The 17669-nt window shown below is 71.9% G+C and carries 10 protein-coding genes; 7 read left to right on the top strand and 3 right to left on the bottom strand.

Translation table 11 applies throughout. The annotated features are described in order from the left end of the window. Nucleotides 1–162: 162 nt before the first annotated feature. From QF035_RS19160 to moeZ, 5 genes are all read left to right on the top strand, one after another. Nucleotides 163–1998: a DUF3492 domain-containing protein gene (locus tag QF035_RS19160; RefSeq protein WP_307521619.1), complete on the top strand. Its 1836-nt coding sequence runs from the start codon at nt 163–165 to the stop codon at nt 1996–1998. Continuing rightward, nucleotides 1995–3596, top strand: a complete 1602-nt coding sequence (locus tag QF035_RS19155; protein ID WP_307521617.1) for a hypothetical protein — start codon at nt 1995–1997, stop codon at nt 3594–3596. The genes QF035_RS19160 and QF035_RS19155 overlap by 4 nt, the downstream gene beginning before the upstream one ends. Before the next feature lie 147 nt (nt 3597–3743). Next, the gene (locus QF035_RS19150; RefSeq protein WP_307521616.1) at nt 3744–4706 is read left to right on the top strand and encodes an NAD-dependent epimerase/dehydratase family protein; all 963 of its coding nucleotides are present in this window, start codon (nt 3744–3746) and stop codon (nt 4704–4706) included. Continuing rightward, on the top strand, nt 4694–5452 hold the full coding sequence (locus tag QF035_RS19145) for a spherulation-specific family 4 protein (RefSeq protein ID WP_307521614.1): 759 nt from the start codon (nt 4694–4696) through the stop codon (nt 5450–5452). Before QF035_RS19150 ends, QF035_RS19145 begins: the two co-directional genes overlap by 13 nt. A gap of 63 nt (nt 5453–5515) precedes the next feature. Beyond that, nucleotides 5516–6694, top strand: coding sequence for an adenylyltransferase/sulfurtransferase MoeZ (moeZ, locus tag QF035_RS19140; protein ID WP_307521613.1), 1179 nt, complete (start codon nt 5516–5518; stop codon nt 6692–6694). A 170-nt stretch (nt 6695–6864) separates the two neighbouring features. Here moeZ and QF035_RS19135 read toward each other — a convergent pair whose 3' ends face one another. The 3 genes from QF035_RS19135 to QF035_RS19125 all read right to left on the bottom strand — a co-directional run bounded on the left by QF035_RS19135 (nt 6865) and on the right by QF035_RS19125 (nt 13032). Next, the gene (locus tag QF035_RS19135) at nt 6865–8409 is read right to left on the bottom strand and encodes an alpha/beta hydrolase (RefSeq protein WP_307521611.1); all 1545 of its coding nucleotides are present in this window, start codon (nt 8407–8409) and stop codon (nt 6865–6867) included. Nucleotides 8410–8527: 118 nt separating this feature from the next. Beyond that, nucleotides 8528–10078, bottom strand: a complete 1551-nt coding sequence (locus QF035_RS19130; protein ID WP_307521610.1) for an alpha/beta hydrolase — start codon at nt 10076–10078, stop codon at nt 8528–8530. A gap of 134 nt (nt 10079–10212) precedes the next feature. Next, entirely contained in the window at nt 10213–13032 is a 2820-nt protein-coding gene (locus QF035_RS19125) for a lysylphosphatidylglycerol synthase transmembrane domain-containing protein (RefSeq protein ID WP_307521608.1), read from the bottom strand. Between the two features lie 185 nt (nt 13033–13217). Between QF035_RS19125 and QF035_RS19120 the strand changes: the two genes are divergently transcribed. Continuing rightward, nucleotides 13218–13583 (top strand): MGMT family protein, encoded by a 366-nt coding sequence (locus tag QF035_RS19120; RefSeq protein WP_307521607.1) that lies wholly within the window; start codon nt 13218–13220, stop codon nt 13581–13583. 306 nt (nt 13584–13889) lie between these two features. Beyond that, nucleotides 13890–17474 carry an ATP-dependent helicase gene (locus QF035_RS19115; RefSeq protein ID WP_307521606.1) on the top strand — a complete coding sequence of 1195 codons (3585 nt, stop codon included), beginning with the start codon at nt 13890–13892 and terminating at the stop codon, nt 17472–17474. Nucleotides 17475–17669 lie beyond the last annotated feature (195 nt).

Genomic DNA, 17669 nt, shown 5'->3' with positions numbered 1-17669 from the left:
CGACAGAACGCGACCCGCACGCGAAAGTTACGACCGTTCACCCCTTTTGGTGGCGCGATGGACAACCGTCCATCGCGCCACCGTCATGTCCGCATACGTTCGTCCCGCTGCGAGCCGCCGGGTCAACGGCGGCTCCCCATACGGGAGATCGGGGGTGCGCTCGTGCGCATCGGACTGCTTACGGAGGGTGGCTATCCGTATGTGAGCGGTGACGCCAGGCTCTGGTGCGACCGGCTCGTGCGCGGGCTCGGGCAGCACGAGTTCGACATCTACGCGCTCAGCCGCAGCGAGCAACAGGAGGACGAGGGCTGGATCGAGCTCCCGCCCCAGGTCAGCCGCGTACGCACCGCACCGCTGTGGACCGCCGACGACGACGGTGTCGGTTACGGGCGACGGGCGCGGCGGCGGTTCGCCGAGTGCTACGAGGAGTTGGCGGCGGCCGTGTGCGCCGGGGACGCGCCCGTGGGATCCGCCGCGTTCGAGGGGTCGGCCGGGTCTGCTGTGGCAGCCGGATCCGCGGAAACGGCTGAGGGCGGAGGAACGGCCGGGGGTGCCTCCGCGGCTGTGGCGGACCGTTTCGGCAATGCCCTGTACGGACTCGCGGAACTCGCCCGGGACGAGGGCGGACTGGTCGGCGCCCTGCGCTCCGAGACCGCTGTGCGCGCTCTGGAGTGCGCCTGCCGCGCGCCCGGCGCACTTCGTGCCGCCCGCGGCGCACGCGTACCGGATCTGCTCACCGTCGCCGCCCAGGTGGAGCGCACGCTGAGACCGCTGTCCCTCGACTGGTACGAGGACGACGGGCTCGGCTCGGTCGACCTGTGCCACGCAACCTCCGGCGGCGCGGCGGCCCTGCCCGGGCTGCTGGCGCGGCACTTCACGGGCGTGCCCCTGCTGGTCACCGAGTACGGCGTGCAGTTGCGGGCGCACTATCTGGGTGCGCGGGAGGACCTGGAGGGCCGTGCGGCCTCGTCCTCGGCGCGGGCGCTGCTCGCCGCGTTCCACGGCCGGCTCGCCGCCGAGGCGTACCGGCAGGCCGAGATCATCACGCCCGGCAACACACACGCCCGCCGCTGGCAGGAGCGCTGCGGCGCCGACCGCGCCAGGATCCGTACGGTCTATCCCGGCATGGAGGCGTCCCGCTTCTCGGACGTGGGCGAGAGCGCCGAGGCCGCCGACGCGGACACCCTGGTGTGGGTCGGGCGCATCGAGCCGGCCAAGGACCTGATCTCGCTGCTGCACGCCTTCGCCGAGATCCGCAAGGACGAGCCGAAGACGCGGTTGCGGATCGTCGGCGCGCCGGCCGAGGGGCTGGAGGGCGCGATCTATCTGTCGCACTGCAAGGCGCTCGCCGCGCAGCTCTTCCCCGACGAGGCGGACGGCGTCCACACCGTCGGCGACAACCCCGTCTCCTTCGAGGAGATCGGCGGACCGGAGGTACCGACCCTCCCCGAGGCGTACGAGGCGGGCGCCGTCGTCGTCCTGTCCAGCGTCGTCGAGGGCTTCCCGATCAGCCTCGTCGAGGCGATGTTCTGCGGACGCGCCACGGTGTCCACCGATGTCGGCGCGGTCGTGGAGGTCATCGGCGGTACGGGTCTCGTGGTGCCGCCGCGCAATCCGCGGGCGCTCGCCGAGGCATGCGTCTCCCTGCTGCGCGACTCGGAGCGTCGTGCACGCCTCGGCGCGGCGGCACGCGCGCGTGCGCTCGAACTGTTCACCGTCGAGCAGAACATCACGGCATTTCACGGCATTTACCTGGAGATCGTCGCGCGCTGTCCGGTCCGGCGGGTCCTCGTCGACGCCTCGGGCGAGCCCCTGCCGTTCGCCATACCGGCCGAGGTCCATGTGCCGGGGCGGTGGGCCGACTCCGGCACCCGACTGGTCGCGGGCAGACCCGGGCCGGGATGGGCCGCGGGACCACCCGTCCGGGGTGTCCCACTCGGGTCCGCCTCTGAGGCCGCTTCTGGTGAGCCCGTGCCCGCGGGGGAGGGGGCGCGGTGAACGGACGACGACGGACGGGGCGTGCGGACGCCACCCGGGCGCCGGGAAGCCCCGAGGCATGGGACGCAAGGTCCGAGGAGTGGCTGATGGGCGCCGAGGAGCCGAGGACGATCCCGGACGCCGAGGTGGGCGAGACGAGGGTGGTCGACGTCCAGCCGGGAGAAGTCCGCGTGGTGGATGTGCAGTTGGGGGAGTCGAGGGTGGCGGATGCCCGGCGCGAGGCGTCGAGCGTGGCGGATGCCCGGCGCGGGTGGGATGTCGCTGCCGGTGCCGGTGCCGGTGCCGGTGCCGCTTCCGGTGGCGGTGGCGGTGGCGATGGCGGTTTGGGTGCGGGTTTGGGTGCGGGCGTGGTTCCGGCTTCCGGCCGGAAGCCGTCGGCTCACGCGGGCGAGGCCGCTTCCGCCGCCCGCGGGGCTTCCGCCCACGGGAGCGAACCGGCCGACTCGGACCGCGAGGTGTCCGCCTTCGCCGGGGTAGGCGCTGCCGGGGACCGCAAGCCCTCCGCCCGGCGCGGTGCCGTCGACCCCGTGAAGGCCCTGATGCACCGCCACCGCGAACTGTGCGAGCGCGCGGTGGACCCGCTGGAGATCGCCGCGGGGCTGGAGGCCCACGGTGTGACCGACCGGACCGCCACGCGCTTCCGGCACCGGGACGTGTTCTCGCTCGCCGAGGAGATGTACGCGCGCGTGCCCCGCGCCGGTGACACGGCACCGCAGTCCGAGGCGCCCGACACACCCAGGGTGCGCGCCGACTGGGCCCTGCTCACCCTGCTGCCGGGCGCCCTCTGCGCGGCGACCGTGACCGGACTCCGGCTCACGGAGGGACGGCCGCGTCTCGCGGTGGCCGTCGTCGGCGTGTTCGCCATCTCCATGGGCCTGCGCGCGGCCGTACGCCGCGGCCCCCTGCGCGCCGCACGCGCGTGGCACCCGACCACGTCCACGCGTGCGTGGACGTGCGGGCTCCTCGCCTACGCACTCCTGGGCGACGGCCTGCTCGCCGCGGGCATCGAGGGCGGCCCCGCCGGACCGCCCACCGGAGGCTCCGACAGCCCCTGGCCGATAGCCCTCGCGTCCGTCCTCGCCCTCACCCTGGCCGTCGCCCCGGCGACCTGGTGCGCCCATCTCTTCGCTGTACGCGCCCGGCGCCGACTCGCCACCAGCCGGGGCCTGGAGGAGTTCGCCTCCTCCGTGAGGCCCCTGCTCCTGGGCGTGTTCGGACTGTTCCTCTGCGCCCTGGGCGGCCTGCTCGCCGGCAGCGGGGCATGGCTGGGCGAGCCTCCCGCGTACGCCGCGGCCGGTGCCCTCGGCGCGCTTCTGCTGCTCGCCCGGCTCCTCACCGTGCACGGTTTCACCCACGCTCCCGCCGTCATCCTCGCGGCCGCGGGCACGGCCGAGGCGCTGGCACTGGTGAGCGTCTTCGCCGGCCGCCTGCCCGGCTGCTCGCTCCTGGCCCGGCCCGTCGAGACCGTGGCCGCCGCCTGGGGGCCGGGATCCGTCCCCGCCCTCGTGTGCGGGGGCGCGGCACTCGTCCTCCTGATCCACGCGACCAGGACCCTCACCCGGGCCTCGGCCCACGCGGCACACGGCGACACACCGTGAACCGCCCCCGGCGCCCGGCCTCCGCGCCGAGCGCCCTTCCCGCGGGGCCGACACTGCGGGCCTTCCGTACGACCCACGGCAACACCCTGAAGGAGAACGCCAGATGATCACCCTCCGCATCGGAGAATCCGCCCCGGGAGCCGCCCGATGAGGGTGCTGCTGATCGGAGCCAACGGATACCTGGGCCGGTTCGTCGCCGACCGCCTCCTCGCCGACCCCGCCGTGCAGCTCACCGCGCTCGGCCGGGGCGACGACGCGGACGTGCGCTTCGACCTCGCCAGCGGCAGCCCGGGCGCGCTCACCCGCTTCCTGGACGCGGTGCACCCCGGCGTGGTCGTCAACTGCGCCGGAGCCACCCGTGGCGGCGCCCGCGAGCTGACCCGGCACAACACCGTCGCCGTCGCCACCGTCTGCGAAGCCCTGCGCCGCAGCGGCTGCGGAGCACGGCTCGTGCAGATCGGCTGCGGCGCGGAGTACGGCCCCAGCCAGCCCGGCTCCTCCACGGCCGAGGACGCCGTGCCCCGCCCCGGCGGCCCGTACGGCGTCAGCAAGCTCGCCGCCACCGAACTGGTCCTCGGGTCCGGCCTCGACGCCGTCGTCCTGCGGGTGTTCTCGCCCGCCGGACCCGGCACCCCGGCCGGTTCGCCCCTCGGCCGCCTCGCCGAGGCCATGCGCCGCGCGATGCAGTCCGGCGACGGCGAACTCAAACTCGGTGGCCTCGGCGTCCAACGCGACTTCATCGACGTACGCGACGTCGCCCGTGCCGTCCATGCCGCCTCCCTCTCCGCCGCACAGGGCGTCATCAACATCGGCTCCGGTCGTGCCGTACGCCTCCGCGACGCCGCCTCCGTCCTCGCACGCGTCGCCGGCTACGGCGGTGCTCTGCACGAACTCGACGGACCGCCCATCCCGGTCAGGCCGTCCATCGGCCACCCCCGCTCCGAGACGGAGCACACGGCCCCGGCTGCCGCCTACCCCTACCCGGACGGCTGCGGCAGCTGGCAGCAGGCCGACGTGCGCACCGCACGCGACCGGCTCGGCTGGCGCCCCCGGATCAACCTCGAGGAATCCCTCGCCGACATCTGGATGGAGGCGGCATGCCGCATCTGACCAGCACCGCAACGGGCACCGCGAGCACCGGCTTACGGGCCGGATTCGGTATCCCCGGCTATGCGCACCCCCTTGTCGCCCCGGTCGAATGGGGCGAACTCACCCGCCCCGGAACCCCCTTGCACTGGGTCGTCCTGAACGTCGCCGACGGCCCCGGCACCCGCCCCGACCCCCGCTGCCTGGAGGCGGCCGGACGCCTGCGCAACGCGGGCGTCCGTGTCCTCGGCCACCTGGATGTGACATACGGCGCACGAGCCTTCGGCGAGCTCGTCTCCGACGCACACCGCTATCGCGACTGGTACCAGGTCGACGGCTTCCTCCTGGACCGCTGTCCCACGGAGCGGACAGCGCTGCCCGAGATCCGGCGCACGGCCACCACCCTGCGCGCGCTCTTCGGCGCGGGCCGCGAGGGCCACATCGTCCTCGGCCACGGCACCCACCCGTATCCCGGATATGCCGAGGCCGCCGACCAGTTGGTGACCTTCGCCGGGCCCTGGAGCGATTACCGCTGGTCGCAGGTGGCCGAGTGGACCGCCGAGTACCCGCCCGAGCGCTTCTGCCACTTCGTGCACAGCGTGCCCCGCGGCCATCTCGACGAGGCGCTGCGCATCGCGCGCTGGCAGGGCGCCTCGACGATCTACTTCACCGACCGCACGGATCGCGGGGGTTCGGCCGACCCCTGGGAGAGCATGCCCGGCTACTGGGACGAAATCGTCTCGCGGATCGGAACGGGTGTCTCGGAATGAAGAAGGGCGTGGCAGTGTTACGGGGAGAACAACTGTAGTGATTGACCGACCAACGGAGTCCCCGTGTCGCTGCCACCCCTGGTCGAGCCAGCTGCTGAGCTCACCGTAGACGAGGTCCGCAGGTACTCCCGCCACCTGATCATCCCCGACGTGGGCATGGACGGGCAGAAGCGGCTGAAGAACGCCAAGGTGCTCTGTGTGGGCGCCGGCGGCCTGGGCTCGCCGGCGCTGATGTACCTGGCCGCCGCCGGCGTCGGCACGCTCGGCATCGTGGAGTTCGACGAGGTCGACGAGTCGAACCTGCAGCGCCAGATCATCCACAGCCAGGCGGACATCGGCCGCTCCAAGGCCGAGTCGGCTCGAGACAGCGTGCTGGGCATCAACCCGTACGTGAACGTGGTCCTTCACGAAGAGCGGCTCGAGGCCGAGAACGTGATGGACATCTTCAGCCAGTACGACCTGATCGTCGACGGCACGGACAACTTCGCGACCCGCTACCTGGTCAACGACGCGTGCGTGCTGCTCAACAAGCCGTACGTGTGGGGCTCGATCTACCGCTTCGACGGCCAGGCTTCCGTCTTCTGGTCCGAGCACGGCCCCTGCTACCGCTGCCTCTACCCGGAGCCCCCGCCGCCGGGCATGGTCCCCTCCTGCGCCGAGGGCGGCGTCCTGGGCGTGCTGTGCGCGTCCATCGGTTCCATCCAGGTCAACGAGGCCATCAAGCTTCTCGCGGGCATCGGCGAGCCGCTCCTCGGCCGCCTGATGATCTACGACGCCCTGGAGATGCAGTACCGCCAGGTCAAGGTCCGCAAGGACCCGAACTGCGCGGTCTGCGGCGAGAACCCCACCGTCACCGAGCTCATCGACTACGAGGCCTTCTGCGGCGTCGTCTCCGAGGAGGCCCAGGAGGCGGCCGCCGGCTCGACGATCACTCCCAAGCAGCTCAAGGAGTGGATCGACGACGGCGAGAACATCGAGATCATCGACGTCCGCGAGATCAACGAGTACGAGATCGTCTCGATCCCCGGCGCCAAGCTGATCCCGAAGAACGAGTTCCTCATGGGCACCGCCCTGGAGACCCTCCCGCAGGACAAGAAGATCGTCCTGCACTGCAAGACGGGTGTCCGCAGCGCGGAGGTCCTCGCGGTCCTCAAGTCGGCTGGTTTCGCGGACGCCGTGCATGTGGGCGGCGGCGTGATCGGCTGGGTCAACCAGATCGAGCCGGAGAAGCCCGTCTACTAGGAGCAGGCTTCGCAGGCACAGGCCTTGCGACGAGGGGCTCGGCACCAGGTGTGCCGGGCCCCTTTCCGTTGCCCCGGTCAGGACCGCCCCGGTCAGGACCGTCCCGTGCAGGATTGCTCCGGTCGGGACTGTCCCGGTCGGGATCGCTCCCGTCGAGACCGCCCGGGCCGCTACTCGCAGACCTTGCCGTCGTCCGGCACCTTCCCGTCCAGCAGGTAGTCGTTCACCGTGCTGTCGACACAGTCGCTCCCGCTCCCGTACGCCCCGTGTCCCTCGCCCTTCCAGGTGAGCTGCACACCGACGCCCTTGCCCAGCTCGTCGGCCATCTTGCGGGCGCCCTCGTACGGCGTCGCCGGGTCGCCGGTGTTGCCCACCACCAGGACGGGCTCCGCGCCGGGCGCGCTCACCTCCGCGGTCTCGTACTGGCCGGCCACCGGCCAGTCGTGGCACCAGCCCGCGGTGTCCCAGCCCATCGAATCGCCGAAGACGGGCGAGATCTTCCGGAACTCGGGGAGCAGCGCCTTCGCCTCCTCGGGCGTCGGCCGCTCCTTGTCGTCCAAGCACGATATGACCCGTTGTGAATGCGTCGTCGTGCCGTAGCGCCCCGACGCGTCACGGTCGTTGTAGCCGTCCGCCTGCGCGAGCAGCTCCGTACCGTCGCCGTCCTCGGCCGCTTCGAGCGCGCTGGTGAGCGCGGGCCAGGACGACTTGCTGTAGAGCGGGTAGATGACGCCCGTGAGGGCCAGCTGCTGGGTGAGGTCGCGGCCGCTCGCCGTCGGCAGCGGCTCGGAGTCGATCCGCTTCAGCAGATCCACGATCTTCTGGGAACCCTCCTGCGGGTCCTGGCCCGTCGACTTGAGGTAGTCCTCCAGGGCGCGCTGGAAGCCCTTGGCCTGGTTCTTGGCGTGGCCGACCGTGCCCGCGCTCGGGTCGACGACCGCGTCGAGGAGCAGACGCCCCACGTTCTTGGGGAACAAGTGGGCGTACACGCCGCCCAGTTCCGTGCCGTACGAGATGCCGAAGTAGTGCATCTTCTGGTCGCCGAGGACATGGCGCATCAGGTCCATGTCCCGGGCCGTGTCGGTCGTCGAGACGTGATCCATGAGCTTGCCCGCCGACTCCTGGCAGCCCTTGCCGAAGTCGGCCGCGTCCTTGAGGAACGTGGTCTCCTCGGCGGAGGTGTCCGGTGTGGTGTCGACCGACTCGGCCTTCTGGATCTCCTTGTTGTCGCGACAGCGCACGCCCTCGCTGGCCGCGACGCCACGCGGGTCCCAGCTCACCAGGTCGTACCGCTTGTGGAGCTCGGCGAACGTGGGCCCGTACGGCGGCAGATAGTCGACGCCCGAGCCGCCCGGGCCGCCGAAGTTGAACAACAGCGAGCCGATGCGCTCGTCCGAGGAGCCGCTCGACTCGCTGCGGATCAGCGCTATGCCGATGGTCTCGCCCGTCGGCTTCGACCAGTCCAGCGGCACCTTGAGCGTCGCGCACCTCCAGTCGCCGCCCGGCGCGGGGCCCGTCTCCGTGGCTTTGCAGCCCTCCCAGTCGAGCTTCTGCGAAGTGAGGGAAGCGGGCAGCCCGGTGGTGTCGGAGGGCGCCGCGGCAGGCGGCCTTCCGTCGTCCTTGCTCTCGTCCCCGTCGCTCCCGGACGAGCCGCTGCAGCCGGCCACCAGCAACGCGGCGGCGGCCGCAGCCGTCCACCGTGCGATACGCGCCATGAACACTTCCCCCCTCGCGGGCGTCGTCCGCCGGATGCCGCGGATGACAGTCAGGCAATAGTAGGCAGATGGCCGCGAGCGCCGTGAAGCCCTGTGGATAACCTTCTGACCTGCTGTTTCACGAGCAGACCTTGCCGGTCGGCGGGACCTTGCCGTTCAGCAGGTAGCCGTTCACGGCGTCGCGCACGCACTTGTTTCCGCTGTCGTACGACCCGTGCCCCTGGCCCTTGTACGTCAGCTCCACCCCGACGCCCTTGCCCAGCGAGTCCACCATCTTGCGGGCGCCCTCGTAAGGCGTCGCCGGGTCGCCGGTGTTCCCGACCACGAGGATCGGCGCCGAGCCGGGCGCGCTCACGTCCGGGTGGTCGGCGGCACCCGCCACGGCCCAGTCGGTGCAGCCGACCAGGCCCCACGCCAGATAGTCGCCGAAGAGGGGCGAGGCCTCGCGGAACTCCGGAAGCTTCGCCTGCACGTCGGCGGTGGTGTAGCGCGGCTTGTCGTCGGCGCAGTTGATGGAGACGTTGGCGGCGGCGATGTTGCTGTACTCGCCGTCCTGGTTGCGCCCGTTCATCGAGTCGGCCAGCAGCATCAACACCCTGCCGTCGCCGTCGTACGCCTGCTGGAGTCCCTCGGTGAGGTACTCCCAGAAGTCCTGCGAGTACAGGGACTGCGCGATGCCGCTGGTGGCGGCGGTCTGGGTCAGCTGACGGGGGAAGACGCCCGGGATGGGCTTGCTGTCGAGGTCCGTGAGCAGTTTGGCGATCCGGTCCTTGACGTCCTGGGCGCTGTCGCCGAGCGGGCAGTCCTCCGTCTTCGACGTGCAGTCCTCGGCGAAGTTGTCGAGCGCGAGCTGGAAGCCCTTGGCCTGCCCGAGCGACCCCTGCTCCGAGTTCTGCGTCGGGTCCACGACCGCGTCGAAGACGGCCCGCCCCACCTTCCTGGGGAACAAGTGGGCGTACACACCGCCCAGTTCCGTGCCGTACGAGATGCCGAAGTAGTGCATCTTGTCGTCGCCGAGGACCTGCCGCATCAGGTCCACGTCGCGGGCCGCGTCCGTGGTGCGTACGTACGGGAGGGTCTTGCCGGAGTTCTTCTCGCAGGCCGCGTTGAACTCCTTGGTGTCGTCCAGGAGCGTCTTCTGTTCGGCTGTGTCGTCGGGGGTGGCGTCCTGCTGGAAGTACTCGTCGAGCTGTTCGTTGTTCTCGCACTTCACGCCCGCGCTGCGGCCGACGCCCCGGGGGTCGAAGCTGACCAGGTCGTAGCGGGTGCGCAGTTGCTCGTAGTCCTGGCCGAACGCGGGGAGCGTGGTCACGCCCGAGCCGCCCGGGCCGCCGAAGTTGAAGATCAGTGAGCCGATGCGCTTGTCCTTGGCGCCGCTCGCCTCCGCGCGGATCAGCGCGAGCCCGATCGTGTCCCCTTTGGGCTTGTCCCAGTCGAGGGGCGCCTTGAGGGTCGCGCACTTCCACGTGTCACCGTCCGGCAGGGGCGACGGGGCGTCTCCGCCGCCCTCGGACTCGGAAGGCTCGGGGCAGTCCTTCCAGCTCAGCTTCTGCGCCGACAGGTCCTCGTCCTTGGAGTCACCGTCGCCGCCGCAGCCGGCGAGGCCCGCCGACAGCAGAACGGCGGTGGCGGTCAGGGCGGCGGCCCGCAGCGGGGAAGGGTTCGGCATGCTCCCATCCTGAGGTCGCCCAGGGCGGGACGCTCGGGGCACGGGCCGTGCGGGTGAGAGCCTCTACGTCCCTCTGTGGAGCGCGCTCTCGTGTCCCAGGGGCAGCTCAGGAGCAGCCCGGGGGCGCCTCAGGGTCAGAGCGCGCCCTTGCGTGTGAGGTGGTTGAAGAACAGCCACCCCGGCAGCACGGGCAGCCACAGAGTGAGCAGTCGGTACAGGAGGACGGCGGGCGCCGCGACCTCGCTGGGGAGCCCGACGGCGATCAGACCGACCGTCAGGGTCGCCTCGACCGCACCCACGCCACCCGGGGTCGGCGCCGCGGAGCCGAGCGCGTTTCCGGCGAGGAAGACCACGGCGACGCTGGCGATGCTCAGCGAGGGCATGCCCTCGGTCCCGAACGCCCGGACCGACGCGTCGAGGCACATCACGAAGCAGGCCGTCAGCAGAAGCATGCCGCCGATGCCGGTGAGGAGCTTCTGCGGCCGTTGCAGCACATCCAGCATGCGCGGCACGACTCCCGCGAACAGCGACCTCACGCGCGTGACGACGAATTTCCGCAGGAACGGCACCGACGTCACCACGAGGACGAGGACCGCGACCGTCAGCAGACCCGCGATGACGGTCCTGGACGGCGACAAGGAGGGCGTCTTCTCGGTACCCGTCAGATAGCCGAAGGAGAGCAGCATCAGGATGTGGCAGCCGAGTCCGAACAGCTGCGACGCGCCGACACTCGCCACCGCGAGCCCCGGCCGTACCCCCGAGCGCTGGAGGAACCGCGTGTTGAGGGCGACACCGCCCACCGCCGCGGGCGCCACGATCTTCACGAAGGACCCGGCGACCTGCGCGGCCACCGTCCGCATGAACGGCACCCGTTCGGGCACGAAGCCCAGCAGGCTCATGGCCGCCGCGAAGTAGCTCAGCATCGAGAAGAGCACGGCCGCGGCGACCCAGCCCCACTCGGCGTTGTCGAAGAGCGTGCCGAACTCGATGTGCGTGAGCTGCGTCAGCAGGAAGTACGCGCCGAACGCGCCCGCGATGAAACTGATCAGCGTGCGCGGCCGGATGCGCTCCAGACGGGCCGGTTCGACCGGTGCCTGCGGCCTGATCAGGAGCACCTGGTGACGGATCTGGGTGAGCAGATCCTCCTCGCGCGCCTCCTCAAGGGCGTCGTCGATGGCGCGCTTCTCGGCCCGTTGTTCGGCGCGTACGGCCTTCTTGTCGGGCTTCTCCAGGACGGGTCTGGTCGCCTCGGGGGTGTGCTCGTGCTCCTCGGCGCGGGCCAGTTTGGCCTGCCGGGAGGCCTCCAGGACGGCCTCGCGCTCGCGCTCCGACCGCTCCCGGGCCAGCTTCCGCAGCGTCGCGCGGTGGGAGCGGGTGAGCGCGATGGGCTGCAGCATGGGCAGACAGTCCGCGACCGCGTCCGGGCCGAGCACCCCGACGGCCGACGCCACCGCGCGCTCCGCGCCGACCCGCAGGCCGAGCGTGGTCACCAGCTGGGCGACGTCCATGCGCAGCAGCAGCTCACCGGCCGCGATCTCGCCGTTGCGCAGGTCCGTGAGGATCACGGTGCCGGAACGATCCACCAGGATGGCGTCGCCGGCGAGCCTGCGGTGCGCGATGCGCCGGGACTGCAGCGCCTGCACCTGGTGCCAGGTGTCCCGGAGCAGGTCGTCGGTGATGTCCTCGTCCGGCAGCGAGTCGAGCGTGCGACCACCGGTGTGCTCGTAGACCAGCATCACGGCGTCCGGGCCGAGCTCGGAGGTCGCGATCAGTTTGGGCGCGTTGGCTCCGGCCGCGATGGCCGCGTACGCGAGGAGGGCCTCCTGCTCCAGGGCCTGGCGCAGTGACTGGAGGCTGCGACGCGTGGTGATGCCGCGCAGCGTCAGACGGCGCCACACGCGGTAGAAGAAGCCCTGCGCCTGCTGCTCGCGGTCGACCACCGTGACGTCCAGCGGTGGACCGTCCTGGAGCGTCACGAAGTACCGGCGGCCACGGTCACCGTCCAGGGCCTCCGGAGTTTCGTCCCTGGCCGCGCTCACCGGGTGGAAGCCGACGTGCCGCAGGCCCGCCATCAGGGTCCGTCCCGTGGGCCGCACGTTCGGCGAGCCGACCGCGTACAGCGTCCCGTACGCCACGCTCCAGCCGATCAGCACGGTCAGGATGATCGAGAACGGGGTCGTGTAGCCGGTGACCAGCATGGAGAAGGCGTCGAGCATCAGCACGACCCACAGCACCGCGCGCCAGCGTGGCCGGCGCGACATGCCGACGGCCGTCATGTACGCGATGACCGGCGCGAGATAGCCGTGCACCGGGTCGGTGAGGGCTTGGATGTCGCCGGGGGAGGGCTGGGTGAGCGCCTTCTGGATCGAGTCCGGTGCCGCCTTGGCGACCCACAGATCGGTGGCGAGTGTCACTCCGTGTGCGAGGACGGCGGCCAGTACGCCGTCGGCGATGCGCAATCCGTCGCGTTTGATCAGCCGCTCGATGGCGAACGCGACCGGCACCAGGAGGATCGCGATGCTTGACGCGAGCCCCGCGATCTTGATCAGCAGGTCGGGTGCCTCGTCGGTGCCCTTGTTGATGTCCTGTGCCAGCCCTGACGTCGTGCCGTGCGCGAACGCGGCGATCGCCAGCAACAGGGCGATCGCGAGCACGCCCACCAGGAGACGCATCAGGTCGGAAGGGCGGTGCACGCGCGCGGGGAGCAGCGGTTCGTCGCCCTCGACCTCTTCGCTGTGGGCGTCGTCGTCGGCGCAGTCCGCCGCCTCGTCGCCCCTCTCCTTGTGCGCGTCCGCCTGTCCGTCGGCTCGACCGTCGGGGTCCGTGTTCTTGGTCGGACCGGCCTTCTCGGACGGGTTCTCGGGGCGCTCGTCCGAGTCGTCGCCGGTGTCCGGGCGCGACGAAACCTCAGAGGTACCCTCCGCGTCTTCGGGGTGCACGCCCTGCTGTTTCATCGTCTCTTCTTGATCTCGTATCACCAGTAACCGCCCGCACGATGGTGGCATGCCCCGCCGACACAGAGGGGCATCAGGGTGCAATGCGGGGTCGCACAGTCTGCCTGAAGCGCTGCTCCGGGGCGAGGGATACGCACAGTCGCCACCGCGTCACGATGTCGGTGCTCTGGGGCAGGATGGGCCGGATGAGCGAGCAGAGCCTTCCGGCGGACGCCCTGCCGGAGTACGCGGAGCGGGTCCTCGACGTCGCCGAGCTGATCCCGCCCGGGCGTGTCATGACGTACGGAGATGTCGCCGAGTGGCTGGAGGAGGGCGGACCCCGGCAGGTCGGCCGGGTCATGGCCCTCTACGGAGGAGCCGTTCCCTGGTGGCGGGTCATACGCGCGGACGGCAAGCTGCTCCCCGGCCACGAGCTGGAGGCGCTGGGGCACTACCGCGCCGAGGAAACGCCCCTGAAGGAGGCGAGCAGGGCCTCCGAGGGCCATCTCCCGCGGGTCGACATGAAACGGGCCCGGTGGGACGGCGGCGGGCGCACGGAGGGTCACACCTGACAGCATCCGGCATCGAGCTGTCAGGAGGGGGCGCGGTGGCCCGTACGGGGGAAGCGGGGCACATCCGTGACATGCCGTACGTTCGTGAGGCGGGAGACGCGTGTGCCTGGTGGGAACAAGAGGAAGCGCTGCTTCCACCACATCCACCGGCGTAGCGTCGACGGCGCACATCCCGTTCATCCCGCGGCCACCGCGCCTGACCGCGCGAGGGGCCCTCCACCCGTCGCCCCACGACCACCGCTGAATGACGGCGTTCCGCGTCGACAGAGACAGACCCAAGCACACCCACCAGGACCGGCGAACCACGTGAGCTCCTCTTTCTCCACCAGGCGCCTGTCGCACCCCCAGGGGCGACAGGGGGCCCGTGGCGCTTACCGACTGGTGCGTACCCCGCCGGCCAGGGTGGCTCCCCCTCTGCTGGACGCAGGGCAGCGTGCGGCGGTTGACCACGAGCACGGCCCGCTGCTCGTCCTCGCAGGTCCGGGCACCGGCAAGACGACCACACTCGTGGAGTCCGTCGCGGCGCGGATCGCGCGCGGCGCGGCCCCCGAGCGGATCCTGGTGCTCACGTTCAGCCGCAAGGCCGCCGTGGAACTGCGCGACCGCATGGCGCTGCGCATAGGAGCGGCCCGCGCGCCCCAGGCGACGACCTTCCACTCCTTCTGCTACGCCCTGGTCCGAGCCCACCAGGACAGCGACCTGTTCGTGGAGCCGCTGCGGCTGCTCTCCGGCCCCGAACAGGACGTGGCGGTACGGGAACTGCTCGCCGGCCAGCCGGGCCTGGAGCGGCTCGGCCTCGCCCATGTGCGCTGGCCGGACGAGCTCCGGGCAGGCCTGACCACGCGCGGCTTCGCCGACGAGGTCCGCGCGGTCCTCGCCCGCAGCCGCGAACTGGGCCTCGGTCCCGACGCCCTCCAGGCCTTCGCGCGGCACATCGGCCGCCCCGACTGGCTCGCCGCCTCCGCCTTCCTCGCCGAGTATCTCGACGTCCTCGACATGCAAGGAGTCCTCGACTACGCGGAACTGGTGCACCGAGCAGTGCTCCTCGCCCGGCGCCCCGAGGTCGCCGAGCGCCTCGCCGCCCAGTACGACGCCGTCTTCGTGGACGAGTACCAGGACACCGATCCGGCACAGGTACGGCTGCTGCACGCCCTCGCGGGCGGTGGCCGCACCCTCGTGGCCTTCGGCGACCCCGACCAGTCGATCTACACGTTCCGGGGCGCCGACGTGAACGGCATCCTCCAGTTCCCGGAGGCCTTCCCGCGCGCGGACGGTACATCGGCACCGATGGAGGTCCTGAGGACCTCACGCCGGTCCGGCGCCGGCCTCCTGGCGGCCACCCGGCTGCTGACCCAGCGCATGCCCCTGACGCGCCTGCCCGCGGAGAAGGTACGCGCCCACAGGGAACTGGCCCCCGTACGGGACGGCGGCAGCGTCGAGGTCCACACGTACCCGACGCCCGGCACGGAGCTGGACAACATCGCGGACATCCTGCGCCGCGCCCACCTGGAGGACGGCGTCCCCTGGAACGAGATGGCCGTTCTGGTGCGCGCGGGCTCCCGCACCATCCCGACGATCCGCCGCACCCTGACCGCGGCCGGCGTCCCCCTCGACATCGACGGCGACGACCTGGCACTGCGGCACGAACCGGCCGTGTCGCCGCTCCTGACGGCACTCAGGGCGGTGGCCGCGGCGGAGACCTCGGGGACTGTGGGGACCGCGGAGACCGCGGGAGCCGCGGGGGCCGCGGGCGCGGCGGCAGACGCACAGGCCGACGAGGGTGTACCGGCTGACGGGGATGTACGGGCCGACGACGATGCGGGTCTCAACGACGAGGTGCGTCTCGACGAGGGCGTACGAGTCGAGACGGATGAACCCGCGGAGGCGGACCACCAGGACGCACCCTCCGAAGGCGTCGGCGCGCCACCCGAAGAAGCCGGCGCGCCCGACGAGGAGCCCGATGGCGCCGTCGGCCCCTCCGAGGAATCCGCGCCGGAAGTGCCCTCGCCCGACAGGCCCTGGCTCGACACCGAGACCGCGCTCAGCCTCCTCGCGTCCCCGCTGGCAGGCATGGACGCCGCCGATCTGCGCCGCCTGGGCCGTGCCCTGCGCGAGGAGGAGCGCGCCGCGGGCAACCATGTGCCGCCGCCCTCCGACGAGTTGCTGGCGCGAGCCCTGGCCGAGCCGGAGCGGCTGGTGGCCCACGACCCGTCGTACGCGCGCGGAGCCCAGCGTCTGGGTGCTCTGCTGCGGAAGGCACGGGAGCGCCTCGCGGGCGGCGGTACGGCCGAGGAGGCGCTCTGGGAGCTGTGGGACGGCACGCCCTGGCCGCAGCGCCTGGAGCGGGCCGCCCGGCGCGGCGGCGCGGCCGGCCGCAACGCGGACCGTGACCTCGACGCCGTGTGCGCGCTGTTCGCCACGGCGTCCCGCGCGGAGGAACGCACCGGAGGCCGCGGCGCGCTCAACTTCCTGGAGGAGATCGACGCCGAGGACATCGCCGCCGACACGCTGACCCGCAGGGCCGTACGCCCCGACGCCGTACGTCTGATGACCGCGCACCGCTCCAAGGGCCTGGAGTGGCGCCTCGTGGTCGTCGCGGGCGTCCAGGAGGGTCTGTGGCCCGACCTGCGCCGCCGCGGTTCCCTCCTGGAGGCCGACCGCATCGGGCGCGACGGCCTCGCGGAGCCGCTGACCCCCGGAGCGCTCCTCTCCGAAGAGCGCCGCTTGTTCTATGTGGCCGCCACGCGTGCGCGTGAGCGCCTCGTCGTCACCGCCGTGAAGGCCCCGGCCGACGACGGCGACCAGCCCTCGCGCTTCCTCACCGAACTCGGCGTGGAGCCCAAGGACACGACGGGCCGTCCCCGCCGCCCCCTGTCCGTCGCCGCGCTCGTCGCCGAACTGCGCGCCACGACGGTCGACCCACGCGTCTCGGACCGGCTCAGGGAGGCCGCGGCCCGCCGGCTGGCCAGGCTCGCCGCGCTCGGCGACGAGGACGGCCGCCCTCTCGTGCCGTCCGCCCACCCCTACCGCTGGTGGGGCATGTACGAGCCGACCGAGAGCAAGGTGCCGCTGCGCGACCGCGACCATCCCGTGGTGCTGTCCGGGAGCGCCCTCGACCAACTCGCCAACACCTGCGCCCTGCAGTGGTTCCTGGGCCGCGAGGTGAAGGCCGACGCCCCCGCGACCGTCGCCCAGGGCTTCGGCAACGTGGTGCACGTCCTGGCCGACGAGGTCGCCTCCGGCCGCACCCCCGCGGACCTCGCCGTCCTCATGGAGCGCCTCGACTCCGTGTGGGACGCGCTCGCCTTCGACGCACCCTGGAAGTCGGCGCAGGAGAAGGAGCACGCGCGCGTGGCGCTCGAACGTTTCCTGAAGTGGCACGTCATGGACCGCACGGGCCGCACGCCGGTGGCGAGCGAGCACGACTTCGACGTCACCCTCGAAGCGGGCTCCTACGAAGTACGCATCCGCGGCTCCATGGACCGCGTCGAGCAGGACGCCGAAGGCCGCGCCTACGTAGTCGACTTCAAGACCGGCAAACAGGCACCGAGCGCGGCCGACGTGGCCCACCACCCGCAGCTCGCCGTCTACCAGCTCGCAGTCCGTGAAGGCGCGGTCGACGAGGCCTTCGAGGGCGAGCGCCCCGACGCGGGCGGCGCCGAACTCGTCCAACTCCGGCAGGGCGCACCCAAGAAGGACGGCGGCGAGACCCTGCCCAAGGTGCAGGCACAGGAGCCGCTGGAGGGGGAGTGGGTCGGCGACCTCCTTGCCACCGCGGCGGGCAAGGTCCTCGACGAACGGTTCACGCCGACGACCGGACAGCACTGCACGCACTGCGCGTTCCGGGCCTCGTGCAGCGCGCGGCCGGAGGGGCGGCAGGTGATCGAGTGAGCCGGAAGGGCGGCAAGTGGTCGGGTCGGGTGATGGCCACGGTCGAGTGACAGGGCGCGGGCTGCTCCTGGAGGGCGTGCGGACATCCGCCGTACCGGAGGCTCCGCCGTTCGAAGGGCCCCTGCCGTACGCGAAGTGACGTACGGCACCACGGGTGCTGACCAGCGCATCCTCCGGCCCGGCCACCGATTCGGC

It is taken from the genome of Streptomyces umbrinus, assembly GCF_030817415.1.
In the GTDB taxonomy this organism is placed as follows: Bacteria; Actinomycetota; Actinomycetes; order Streptomycetales; family Streptomycetaceae; genus Streptomyces; species Streptomyces umbrinus_A.
Note: the sequence above shows the minus strand (reverse complement) of the source record. Positions and strands in the feature narration are given on the sequence as shown.

Excerpts from the sequence above, each read along its gene's own strand:
- QF035_RS19150 (WP_307521616.1), top strand. The coding sequence starts at position 3,744 with ATGAGGGTGCTGCTGATCGGAGCCAACGGATACCTGGGCCGGTTCGTC.
- QF035_RS19145 (WP_307521614.1), top strand. The coding sequence starts at position 4,694 with ATGCCGCATCTGACCAGCACCGCAACGGGCACCGCGAGCACCGGCTTA.
- QF035_RS19135 (WP_307521611.1), bottom strand. The coding sequence starts at position 8,409 with ATGGCGCGTATCGCACGGTGGACGGCTGCGGCCGCCGCCGCGTTGCTG.
- QF035_RS19130 (WP_307521610.1), bottom strand. The coding sequence starts at position 10,078 with ATGCCGAACCCTTCCCCGCTGCGGGCCGCCGCCCTGACCGCCACCGCC.
- QF035_RS19125 (WP_307521608.1), bottom strand. The coding sequence starts at position 13,032 with ATGAAACAGCAGGGCGTGCACCCCGAAGACGCGGAGGGTACCTCTGAG.
- QF035_RS19120 (WP_307521607.1), top strand. The coding sequence starts at position 13,218 with ATGAGCGAGCAGAGCCTTCCGGCGGACGCCCTGCCGGAGTACGCGGAG.